The organism is Paenibacillus sp. FSL M7-0656 (genome assembly GCF_038003225.1).
Classification (GTDB): Bacteria; Bacillota; Bacilli; order Paenibacillales; family Paenibacillaceae; genus Paenibacillus; species Paenibacillus amylolyticus.
This window is the reverse complement of record NZ_JBBOOT010000001.1, coordinates 3203757-3215592: the sequence shown is the minus strand read 5'-3', so window position 1 is coordinate 3215592 and position 11836 is coordinate 3203757. Positions and strand designations below refer to the sequence as shown.

Below are 11836 nucleotides of genomic sequence, written 5' to 3'. Positions count from 1 at the left end.
ACATGTATTGCGATGTATGAATGGAAAAAATGTCATTTAAGCTATAATAAACTTTACACTGGGATAGAGGAGAGCAACACAGTAAGAGTAGTTTATTTGTAGTAAATGAATTTTATTAAATTAAGTATTGTAATTAATATCTATACGTGATATATTATTAATCCGGCCAAGAAAACACGGTTTACACGGTGCGGCAAGCAAATGAAATAAGCTTCGAAAGAAACTTAAAAAAAAGAGCTTGCAAAGTTGGTTCGGACATGATATTATATAAGAGTTGCTGAAGAGAACAACATTCGGTAACGAAACAAGTTTGATCTTTGAAAACTGAACAACGAGTGAGTAAACATTCTGCTTGCAGAATGAACGCGAAAGTTGAAACAAGCCTTGGCTTGAATCGACTGGAGCACAAATGAGATTTTTAATCTCGTCAGATTCAAAATGAGCTTATCGCTCTTTTCAATACTTTATTGGAGAGTTTGATCCTGGCTCAGGACGAACGCTGGCGGCATGCCTAATACATGCAAGTCGAGCGGAGTTGATAGGAAGCTTGCTTCCTTGATACTTAGCGGCGGACGGGTGAGTAACACGTAGGCAACCTGCCCTCAAGTTTGGGACAACTACCGGAAACGGTAGCTAATACCGAATAATTGTTTTCTTCGCCTGAAGAGAACTGGAAAGACGGAGCAATCTGTCACTTGGGGATGGGCCTGCGGCGCATTAGCTAGTTGGTGAGGTAACGGCTCACCAAGGCGACGATGCGTAGCCGACCTGAGAGGGTGATCGGCCACACTGGGACTGAGACACGGCCCAGACTCCTACGGGAGGCAGCAGTAGGGAATCTTCCGCAATGGGCGAAAGCCTGACGGAGCAATGCCGCGTGAGTGATGAAGGTTTTCGGATCGTAAAGCTCTGTTGCCAGGGAAGAACGCTTGGGAGAGTAACTGCTCTCAAGGTGACGGTACCTGAGAAGAAAGCCCCGGCTAACTACGTGCCAGCAGCCGCGGTAATACGTAGGGGGCAAGCGTTGTCCGGAATTATTGGGCGTAAAGCGCGCGCAGGCGGTCATTTAAGTCTGGTGTTTAATCCCGGGGCTCAACCCCGGATCGCACTGGAAACTGGGTGACTTGAGTGCAGAAGAGGAGAGTGGAATTCCACGTGTAGCGGTGAAATGCGTAGATATGTGGAGGAACACCAGTGGCGAAGGCGACTCTCTGGGCTGTAACTGACGCTGAGGCGCGAAAGCGTGGGGAGCAAACAGGATTAGATACCCTGGTAGTCCACGCCGTAAACGATGAGTGCTAGGTGTTAGGGGTTTCGATACCCTTGGTGCCGAAGTTAACACATTAAGCACTCCGCCTGGGGAGTACGGTCGCAAGACTGAAACTCAAAGGAATTGACGGGGACCCGCACAAGCAGTGGAGTATGTGGTTTAATTCGAAGCAACGCGAAGAACCTTACCAGGTCTTGACATCTGAATGACCGGTGCAGAGATGTACCTTTTCTTCGGAACATTCAAGACAGGTGGTGCATGGTTGTCGTCAGCTCGTGTCGTGAGATGTTGGGTTAAGTCCCGCAACGAGCGCAACCCTTATATTTAGTTGCCAGCACTTCGGGTGGGCACTCTAGATAGACTGCCGGTGACAAACCGGAGGAAGGTGGGGATGACGTCAAATCATCATGCCCCTTATGACCTGGGCTACACACGTACTACAATGGCCGGTACAACGGGCTGCGAAATCGCGAGATGGAGCCAATCCCAACAAAGCCGGTCTCAGTTCGGATTGCAGGCTGCAACTCGCCTGCATGAAGTCGGAATTGCTAGTAATCGCGGATCAGCATGCCGCGGTGAATACGTTCCCGGGTCTTGTACACACCGCCCGTCACACCACGAGAGTTTATAACACCCGAAGTCGGTGGGGTAACCGCAAGGAGCCAGCCGCCGAAGGTGGGATAGATGATTGGGGTGAAGTCGTAACAAGGTAGCCGTATCGGAAGGTGCGGCTGGATCACCTCCTTTCTATGGAGAATCGTTTCCTGCAACGGAAACATTCAAATATGCAGCTTAGCTGCAAAACACTCACTCGTTGTTCGGTTTTGAGAGCTCAAACTCTCAAAACAGCTTGCTTTTGCATGGAGCTTGTTCTTTGAAAACTAGATATCGAAACGAAACAAACGCGAATTAGAACATTCCTTTAAGCTGAACTTGTGCAAACAAGTCAAGTGTATAAAGGTAGTTAAATTGCTTTTGTGAGGGTATCGGGTGAGAGCGACTTTTGGCTTTGCGCAAGCAAAACAAGGGAAGCGAGCGACCGAAACCGGAACAAAATGGTTAAGCTACTAAGAGCACACGGAGGATGCCTAGGCGCTAGGAGCCGATGAAGGACGTGGCGAACAACGAAACTGCCTCGGGGAGCTGTAAGCAAGCTTTGATCCGGGGGTGTCCGAATGGGGAAACCCAGCTGGGGTAATTTCCAGTTACTCATAACTGAATACATAGGTTATGCAGAGGCATACCAGGGGAACTGAAACATCTAAGTACCCTGAGGAAGAGAAAACAATAGTGATTCCGTCAGTAGCGGCGAGCGAACGCGGAGAAGCCCAAACCAGAGAGCTTGCTCTTTGGGGTTGTGGGACGTCTCACATGGAGTTACAAAGGAACCGGTTAAGCGAAGAGGTCTGGAAAGGCCCGCCAAAGAAGGTAAAAGCCCTGTAGTTGAAAGTCTGTTCCCTCCGAGACGGATCCCGAGTAGTGCGGGGCACGTGAAACCCCGTATGAATCCGGCAGGACCATCTGCCAAGGCTAAATACTTCCTAGCGACCGATAGTGAAGCAGTACCGTGAGGGAAAGGTGAAAAGCACCCCGGAAGGGGAGTGAAATAGAACCTGAAACCGTGTGCTTACAAAAAGTCAGAGCCCGTTTTAGGGGTGATGGCGTGCCTTTTGTAGAATGAACCGGCGAGTTACGTTCCCGTGCAAGGTTAAGGTGAAGAGCCGGAGCCGTAGCGAAAGCGAGTCTGAATAGGGCGAATTAGTACGTGGACGTAGACCCGAAACCGGGTGATCTACCCCTGTCCAGGGTGAAGGTGCGGTAACACGCACTGGAGGCCCGAACCCACGCATGTTGAAAAATGCGGGGATGAGGTGGGGGTAGCGGAGAAATTCCAATCGAACTCGGAGATAGCTGGTTCTCCCCGAAATAGCTTTAGGGCTAGCCTCGGAAAACAGAGTCGTGGAGGTAGAGCACTGATTGGGTGCGGGGCCCGCAAGGGTTACCAAGCTCAGTCAAACTCCGAATGCCATAGACTTACTTCCGGGAGTCAGACAGTGAGTGCTAAGATCCATTGTCAAAAGGGAAACAGCCCAGACCATCAGCTAAGGTCCCCAAGTGTGTGTTAAGTGGGAAAGGATGTGGAGTTGCACAGACAACCAGGATGTTGGCTTAGAAGCAGCCATCATTGAAAGAGTGCGTAATAGCTCACTGGTCGAGTGACTCTGCGCCGAAAATGTAACGGGGCTAAACACACCACCGAAGCTATGGCTTGATGCTTTGCATCAGGGGTAGGGGAGCGTTGTATAAGGGTTGAAGGTGTACCGTAAGGAGCGCTGGACATTATACAAGTGAGAATGCCGGTATGAGTAACGAAAAGATCAGTGAGAATCTGATCCGCCGAAAGCCTAAGGGTTCCTGAGGAAGGCTCGTCCGCTCAGGGTAAGTCGGGACCTAAGGCGAGGCCGAAAGGCGTAGTCGAAGGACAACAGGTCGAAATTCCTGTACCACCGTAAGCCGTTATGAGCAATGGGGGGACGCAGTAGGGTAGTGACGCGGACTGATGGATGTCCGTCTAAGCAGTAAGGCTGATGTGTAGGCAAATCCGCACATTGTAAGGCTGAGCTGTGATGGGGAGCGAAAATTATAGTAGCGAAGGTCATGATCTCACACTGCCAAGAAAAGCCTCTAGCCAGGTGATGGTGCCCGTACCGCAAACCGACACAGGTAGGCGAGAAGAGTATTCTAAGGCGCGCGGAAGAACTCTCGTTAAGGAACTCGGCAAAATGACCCCGTAACTTCGGGAGAAGGGGTGCCCCGGTAGTGTGAATAGCACGAGGGGGCCGCAGTGAAAAGGCCCAAGCGACTGTTTAGCAAAAACACAGGTCTGTGCGAAGCCGTAAGGCGAAGTATACGGGCTGACGCCTGCCCGGTGCTGGAAGGTTAAGGGGAGTGGTTAGGAGCAATCCGAAGCTGTGAACCGAAGCCCCAGTAAACGGCGGCCGTAACTATAACGGTCCTAAGGTAGCGAAATTCCTTGTCAGGTAAATTCTGACCCGCACGAATGGCGTAACGACTTGGGCGCTGTCTCAACGAGAGATCCGGTGAAATTTTAATACCTGTGAAGATGCAGGTTACCCGCGACAAGACGGAAAGACCCCATGGAGCTTTACTGCAGCTTGATATTGAATTTGGGTACGATCTGTACAGGATAGGTGGGAGCCTTTGAAGCATGAGCGCCAGCTTGTGTGGAGGCAACGTTGGGATACCACCCTGATCGTATCTAGGTTCTAACCTGGTACCGTAATCCGGTGCGGGGACAGTGTCAGGTGGGCAGTTTGACTGGGGCGGTCGCCTCCTAAAGAGTAACGGAGGCGCCCAAAGGTTCCCTCAGAATGGTTGGAAATCATTCGAAGAGTGCAAAGGCATAAGGGAGCTTGACTGCGAGACCTACAAGTCGAGCAGGGACGAAAGTCGGGCTTAGTGATCCGGTGGTACCGCATGGAAGGGCCATCGCTCAACGGATAAAAGCTACCCTGGGGATAACAGGCTTATCTCCCCCAAGAGTCCACATCGACGGGGAGGTTTGGCACCTCGATGTCGGCTCATCGCATCCTGGGGCTGAAGTAGGTCCCAAGGGTTGGGCTGTTCGCCCATTAAAGCGGTACGCGAGCTGGGTTCAGAACGTCGTGAGACAGTTCGGTCCCTATCTGTCGTGGGCGTAGGAAATTTGAGAGGAGCTGTCCTTAGTACGAGAGGACCGGGATGGACGTACCGCTGGTGTACCAGTTGTTCCGCCAGGAGCACCGCTGGGTAGCTATGTACGGACGGGATAAACGCTGAAAGCATCTAAGCGTGAAGCCCCCCTCAAGATGAGATTTCCCAGTATGTAAGACCCCTTGAAGACGACGAGGTAGATAGGCTGGGGGTGGAAGTGCAGCAATGCATGGAGCTGACCAGTACTAATCGGTCGAGGGCTTATCCAATAGCAAGTTGTAATTCGCATGTTTCGTTTCGAATCTAGTTTTCAGAGAACGATCTCTGAATGTAAGCTAAGCTATGCGTTTGGTGGCGATGGCGGAGGGGTTCCACACGTACCCATCCCGAACACGACCGTTAAGCCCTCTAGCGCCGATGGTACTTGGACCGCAGGGTCCTGGGAGAGTAGGACGCCGCCAAGCAACAGGAAGACACACTTGATGATATCGAGTGTGTCTTTTTTATTTTAATGTAAATCATTTTATGTAATTCATTAGTTCTGATTTGACTTGTTATATACATAAAATACTGGCGTTCCAATCCTTAAAGCTGTGATACAATAGGTGAGGTCTATATAGAAAACGGAAACACGCATAAGTACGAGGAGGAACAGTGAACACGATGAAATCAGCCCCGTTTATTGCCGTGGAAGGTCCGATCGGAGCGGGGAAAACAACGCTGGCAACGATGCTTTCCCATGAATTGAATCTTCCGTTAGTTAAAGAAATCGTAGAAGAGAATCCATTTCTGGCTTCCTTTTATCAGGATATCGACGAGTGGAGTTTCCAATTGGAAATGTTTTTTCTGTGTAATCGGTTTAAACAGCTGGAAGACACGGGCGCTCATTATGTAGAGCAGAATACCCCAGTCATTTCAGACTATCATATCTATAAAAACATGATTTTTGCCGATCGTACCTTAAAGGGAACGAAACGGGATAAATATCGTCAAATCTATCATCTGTTAACAGATGATCTGCCAAAGCCCAACCTGGTGCTCTATATTGAAGCTGAACTCGATACGTTGATGTACCGCATTAACAAGCGTGGACGCTCATTTGAGCAGGATATGGACCCGGCATATATGGAACAACTGATCGCCGATTACAAAACAGGCATGGACTATCTGGCAAATAGCTCAAATCCGCCAGTAATCATTAAGGTCAATGCAGAGCAACTCGACTTTGTGGAACATCCTGAACACTTCAGGCAAATTGTTAATCAGGTAAAGGAGTATATCATATGAATAACTATGGCATTCCAACGAATGCATTAATTACGGTAGCAGGTACGGTTGGGGTGGGCAAATCCACGTTAACGGCTGCACTTGCGCAGCGTTTGAACTTCAAGACCTCTCTAGAGCAAGTTGATCATAATCCATATTTGGAGAAGTTCTATCATGACTTTGAGCGTTGGAGCTTCCATCTGCAGATTTATTTCCTGGCAGAGCGATTCAAGGAACAGAAAAAGATTTTTGAACTGGGTGGCGGATTCGTACAGGATCGTTCTATCTATGAAGATACGGGCATTTTTGCACAAATGCATGCAGATCAAGGAACCATGTCTGCTACAGATTTCGAGACATACAGCAGTTTATTTGAAGCGATGGTAATGACACCGTATTTCCCACATCCAGACGTGCTGATCTATCTGGAAGGCAGTCTGCCTTCGATTTTAAACCGTATTACGGAACGCGGACGCGAGATGGAGATTCAGACGGACCGTTCGTACTGGGAACACATGCACGAGCGCTATTCCGTGTGGATTGATCAGTTTACAGCTTGCCCTGTGCTGCGTCTGAACATTGATGAGTATGATGTGCATGATCCGGCATCGGTGGATGCCATTTTGGCACAGATTGCAGCTGTCATTCAGCCTTCCAAGGAAGTGCAAAGGTAAGATAGAGAGAGCTTTTCAATGTAGTTTTCTCGGTTACATTGGTTATATCTATGATACAGATATGGACAACATCCCTTCTACGGCTATTATGCTGTTGGAGGGGTGTTTTTTTATGTACCAAGGGAATGATTATGAGAGGTTTGTGGACAAAACTAAAATGATATTCGAGCGAATAAGGAAATGGATGCTTAATATATCTTTTCTATTATGTAAATACATGGCACCAAAAGTAGAAAAATGTTGAATAATAAGTCTTTTTGTGGTTTCATAGGAAAGGTGAATTCTGGAAAAGAAGCATATGCATGACTCAGGAGGGAAAGACAACGTGGAAGAGAAACAAGGAGTTAAAATCGGTATGCCGATCATTGGTGGCTTAATTGCAGCCATTCTGGGAGGCATCGTATGGGCAGCTATTGCTGCAATGACCGATTATGAGGTGGGATTAATTGCGATTCTGATTGGAGCGCTCACAGGTTACGCAGTTGTGTTGTTCTCCAATAAACAAATTGCGACGGTACATAAGATTATTGCCGTACTGTTTGCACTTGTCGGCATTTTGTTGGGGAAATATCTGACGGTGGTTTATTTTACTTCTGAACTGTTTGGTGATGTCGGCGTGATGGAACTTGTGTTTGATAGCGAGATGATCAGTGCGTTTGTGGAAACCTTCCAGGAGTACTTCAGTCAACCGATTGATTTGTTATTCATCGTGCTTGCGATTGTGTCTGCATGGCAGATTCCTGGCCGGATGGCGAGAACCAGTCTAGCTACGGATGCATCTTCATCGGATCACGCACCAAGAGCTTAATCGGATAGACGGTGGACGCTTGGCAGTAAAATGAAGAACGTTTGACAGAAGAAACTTAATGCTCATCATCCTAAGCACTTGTGAAAAGGTTATATCGAAGGACTGGGAGCAGAAGAAAAACGTAGTAAAGAGCATCTACTTTAAAAGATATTTATAAAGTACTCAGAGTGAGCAGCAGTTAGGCTTGTTCACATTGCGGCTGAGATACTTACATACATAGGGACGATACGCCTGAGGGTGTACGTCCCTTTTGTGTATACACCAGGTAGGGGGATATTGCTCATAACTTTTGCAACAATTCGGATCGATTTAAATTACTTACCACATAACCCTAGTAAATATCCAGCATGTTCATAAGGTTAATTACAAGAAAGATATGTTCACCCCAAAAGGTAGGTTCAGTTATCCGAAGGGTCATTTACTGTGAATAAAGCTGATGACGAGGGATTACTTTTATCACTAGAGGACAGAGCTCTAAGTTCAAGACTATCGTTTACAGTACACATCTGACGACAATGAGAATTAAATAAAACTGTATGTGGTTGAATACAGGGTTATATTATTTGTTTTGGTCAGCAAATACAGCCATAGCATCTCTCATAAATACTGCCAAACCATCGCCAAACTGATCAATATTACGCGTGAAGCGATCATCGTCCACGTACATCTGACCAAGTCCTCTGAAGGCTTCAGGCGAGTAGCTTCCCATCTGATTCAGCCAGGTGTACCATTCTTGAATACCGGCCTGTGCCTCGGCAGATGCTGGTTCTGTGTGACGAAGTGCGGCTAGACGCTTGTAGATTTCGTTCATTTGATTGGATAGAGCCTTCTGATCTGTGGTTGATTTACTGTGCAGCTTCTGATTTGCGTGATCGACGGCATGGTCTCCCCAACGTTCCCGCGCTTCTTGTTCATACGGATTCTGGCTAAAATCAAATCCTTCGAATTGTTCTTTGGCTGTCATTTTAATTTCTCCTCTCACGTGTAAAACCGTTCTATCAATGGTAGCAATCATCTGGTCCAAGCGTTGGCGCTTCTCCAGCAGTATAAGTCGATGCATTTTAAGTGCTTCTTCCGGATTGAAGGAGGGGTTGGTTATAATGTTTTTGATCTCCTTCAGAGAGAAGTCGAGTTCCTTGAAAAACAATATTTGCTGCAACCGTTCCAGGTTGGCATCTGAATATAATCGATATCCGGCAGAAGTTACTTCGTCCGGTGTTAACAATCCGATCTCATCATAGTGATGCAGTGTGCGCACACTGATCGAGGCAAGTTCGGCAACTTCTTTTACCTTCATGGCCATGTGTGAAACCTCCTTACAACACCGATTGTACAGTGTCACGTTACGTGAGAGTCAACCGTTGAAAATGAAAAAACAAGATGCGAGCATGGAAGCTGCATCTTGATCATGGATTGATGACAGGATGTGACTGGATATGACTGAATTATTATAACATTCAGTCACTGTAGGGGAGCGGCTGTGCTTCTATGTCGAAGACATGGGTTGCTGCCGCGCCGCGGGGGTGTTTTGAGGCTCCTCTGTTATGGAGAGGAGCGTGAGCAGTTGTGGGTTGCACCATGTATGCGGTGCAGCCCACGGGGCTGGCAGTGCAGGGAGAGCAGGGCTACGCCTGCATCCCGCGAACTGCCGCAGCGAACTGCGCAGCCGCTGCGCGCACGTCGGCCGCGCCCGCGATGGCGGAGATGACGGCTACGCCGTCGGCTCCAGCCGCCATCACGGCGGCCGTGGTATCGGGCGTAATGCCGCCGATACCCACAATCGGAACTGCGATGCCTGCGGCGCGCAGTTCCGCCACCCCTGCGGGGCCCAGCACAGCATGGGCATCCGCTTTGGAGCGCGTCGGGTACATGGGCCCGACGCCAAGGTAGTCGGCGCCCGCCTGCAACGCACGGCGCGCCTCATCCACAGAGTGGGCGGATACGCCAAGCATCCGCCCATCTCCAATGCGGGCGCGTACTAGCGCCGCGTCCGCATCATCCTGGCCGACATGCATGCCGTCGGCCTCCACCGCTACAGCCAGCTCCACATCATCGTTCACGATGAACGGGACCCCGTGCTGGCTGCACACCTCGCGAAGCCGCATTGCAAGCGTGATGCAAGCTTCGCCGACCAGGGCGCCAGTTCCCTTTTCACGGAACTGGAACAGCGTAATGCCGCCAGCAATGGCCTGGCGCAGCACTTCCACAGGGTCTTGCTTTGTATTGACGCTGCCCATCACTAAATATACCTGCATCGCGCGTCGTACCGCTTCTGCATCCCAAGGGCGCATCACTGCTCACCCCGCTGTCTGCGCTGATACGCAAAATGATTTGTCGGCCCATGTCCGGCCCCAATCCCCAGCTCATCTTCGATGGCTGCCTGAATGAATGCTCGCGCGGTCGTAACGGCAGCCAGAACAGGTGAACCCTTGGCTAACTCTGCGGTGATGGCAGCAGAGTATGTGCACCCCGTTCCGTGTGTATGACGGGTTACCACACGAACATTCTCCAGATAATGAAAAGACTGCCCATCGTAGAGCACATCCACGATCATGCCACTTCCTTCATCATGACCACCTTTGACCAAAGCATACGTTGAGCCCATCTGTACAATCCGTCTTGCGGCTTCTTCCCGCTGGCTCAGATTGGTGATAGACATCCCGGTAAGCAGTTCCGCTTCCGGGATATTGGGTGTTGTGATCAGGGCATGGGGCAACAGATCCGTAACCAACGCCTTTACAGCTTCCTGCTGGAGAAGGGGGGCGCCACCTTTGGCTACCATCACAGGGTCGATGACCAGATTAGCCCAACGGTATTGCTGCCATTTCTCAGCGACTAGACGAATAATCTCGGCACTATATAACATGCCGGTCTTCGTTGCGGTTGGTTGAAAGTCTTCGCCGGTCGAGTCCAATTGCTGGGCAATGCCATCGTAAGGGATGGGAAAAACGCCCTGCACACCAGTTGTATTTTGGGCAGCAATAGCGGTGATAACGGTCATGCCGTATACACCAAGTTCTTGGAATGTTTTCAGATCGGCCTGAATGCCTGCGCCGCCCCCGTTATCGGAGCCTGCAATGGTTAGCGCTTGAGCAATACTCATACTGCACCTCCACGGATCTGACGGATCTGTGCGCGTTCTGCCAAGAGGTCTGGTGTTACTTGTGCCAGTTGATTCAACAATTCAATCTGGAAGCTACCCGGCCCCTGATGAGCTGTCCGCTCTGCCGCCAGTTCAGCTGCTACACCATAAAACGCTAGCGCTTCAACAACACTGCCTAGAAGATCGGCTCCTGATTCCGCTATGGCTGTAAAAGCGCCAATCACTGAACTGAGCAGACAGCCAGCACCTGTGACCTGAGTGAGCAGGGCATGACCATTACTCGTGAGGAATGTGGATTGTCCATCAGTAATAATATCTTCTTTTCCGGTAATGACCACGACACAGCCAAGTTTATGCGCTGCCCGCTCCGCAATGCCGATTCGGTCGCCCTCACCTGATCCTGCGTCCACACCTTTAATACTCCAACTCTCACCGATGACATTAGCGACCTCTGCCACATTGCCGCGCAGTACCGTGAGACGAAGTTCACGAATGAGCATCTGCACGGTTTCCGTGCGATAGGTGGTTGCGCCAGCTCCAACCGGATCAAGCACCACAGGCACGTGATGCGCATTAGCCGATTGGCCTGCCAGACGGATTGCCTGAACGACTTTGTCATCGAGTGTACCGATGTTGAGTACCACGGCTCCTGACATCTTGGCGACATCAGCGACCTCTTCATGAGCATAGGCCATAAAAGGGGACGCACCGAGTGCAAGCAGACCATTGGCTGTGAAGGGAGCCACGACAAGGTTAGTGATATTGTGTACCAGCGGATTTTGCGTACGAACACGTTCCAGATAAGACATATAATTTCCTCCTTGTTTTGAAGTAACCCGATCGGCGGAAGTCCGATATCTGGAGTCACTCAACAGAATAATTGGATATGAGTTCCCTTGTTGAGTTGGGGCGCAGAGTCTAACAACAGCCAGATGCATTAATGCGGGAAAAGCAGAAACGTAAAATCTAAATCAATTTCATAACTCACTAAAATGGATTTT

7 protein-coding genes and 3 rRNA genes are annotated in these 11836 nt (G+C 49.6%); 6 read left to right on the top strand and 4 right to left on the bottom strand.

Features of this window, described 5'->3' with window-relative positions:
* The first annotated feature begins 464 nt into the window (after positions 1-464).
* From MHI01_RS14225 to MHI01_RS14200, 6 genes are all read left to right on the top strand, one after another.
* Positions 465-2017: ribosomal RNA gene (locus tag MHI01_RS14225) — 16S ribosomal RNA — on the top strand.
* Positions 2018-2327: 310 nt separating this feature from the next.
* Positions 2328-5253 (top strand): 23S ribosomal RNA (locus tag MHI01_RS14220).
* A gap of 78 nt (positions 5254-5331) precedes the next feature.
* A 5S ribosomal RNA gene (gene rrf, locus MHI01_RS14215) occupies positions 5332-5448 on the top strand.
* The 16S, 23S and 5S rRNA genes sit together here, the layout of an rRNA operon.
* Positions 5449-5647: 199 nt before the next feature.
* The gene (locus tag MHI01_RS14210; RefSeq protein WP_017690540.1) at positions 5648-6271 is read left to right on the top strand and encodes a deoxynucleoside kinase; all 624 of its coding nucleotides are present in this window, start codon (positions 5648-5650) and stop codon (positions 6269-6271) included.
* Positions 6268-6924, top strand: coding sequence for a deoxynucleoside kinase (locus tag MHI01_RS14205; RefSeq protein ID WP_036672670.1), 657 nt, complete (start codon positions 6268-6270; stop codon positions 6922-6924). Before MHI01_RS14210 ends, MHI01_RS14205 begins: the two co-directional genes overlap by 4 nt.
* Before the next feature lie 325 nt (positions 6925-7249).
* Positions 7250-7732 carry a hypothetical protein gene (locus tag MHI01_RS14200; RefSeq protein WP_053061447.1) on the top strand — a complete coding sequence of 161 codons (483 nt, stop codon included), beginning with the start codon at positions 7250-7252 and terminating at the stop codon, positions 7730-7732.
* Positions 7733-8291: 559 nt separating this feature from the next.
* Here the strand turns inward: MHI01_RS14200 and MHI01_RS14195 are convergent.
* From MHI01_RS14195 to thiM, 4 genes are all read right to left on the bottom strand, one after another.
* Complete coding sequence (locus MHI01_RS14195) at positions 8292-9035, bottom strand: MerR family transcriptional regulator (protein WP_315372078.1); 744 nt, start codon at positions 9033-9035, stop codon at positions 8292-8294.
* A 322-nt stretch (positions 9036-9357) separates the two neighbouring features.
* Complete coding sequence (thiE, locus tag MHI01_RS14190) at positions 9358-10023, bottom strand: thiamine phosphate synthase (protein ID WP_315372077.1); 666 nt, start codon at positions 10021-10023, stop codon at positions 9358-9360.
* Positions 10023-10835, bottom strand: a complete 813-nt coding sequence (gene thiD, locus MHI01_RS14185; protein WP_076253492.1) for a bifunctional hydroxymethylpyrimidine kinase/phosphomethylpyrimidine kinase — start codon at positions 10833-10835, stop codon at positions 10023-10025. The genes thiE and thiD overlap by 1 nt, the downstream gene beginning before the upstream one ends.
* Entirely contained in the window at positions 10832-11644 is an 813-nt protein-coding gene (gene thiM / locus MHI01_RS14180; protein WP_036672665.1) for a hydroxyethylthiazole kinase, read from the bottom strand. Before thiM ends, thiD begins: the two co-directional genes overlap by 4 nt.
* Positions 11645-11836: the final 192 nt, after the last annotated feature.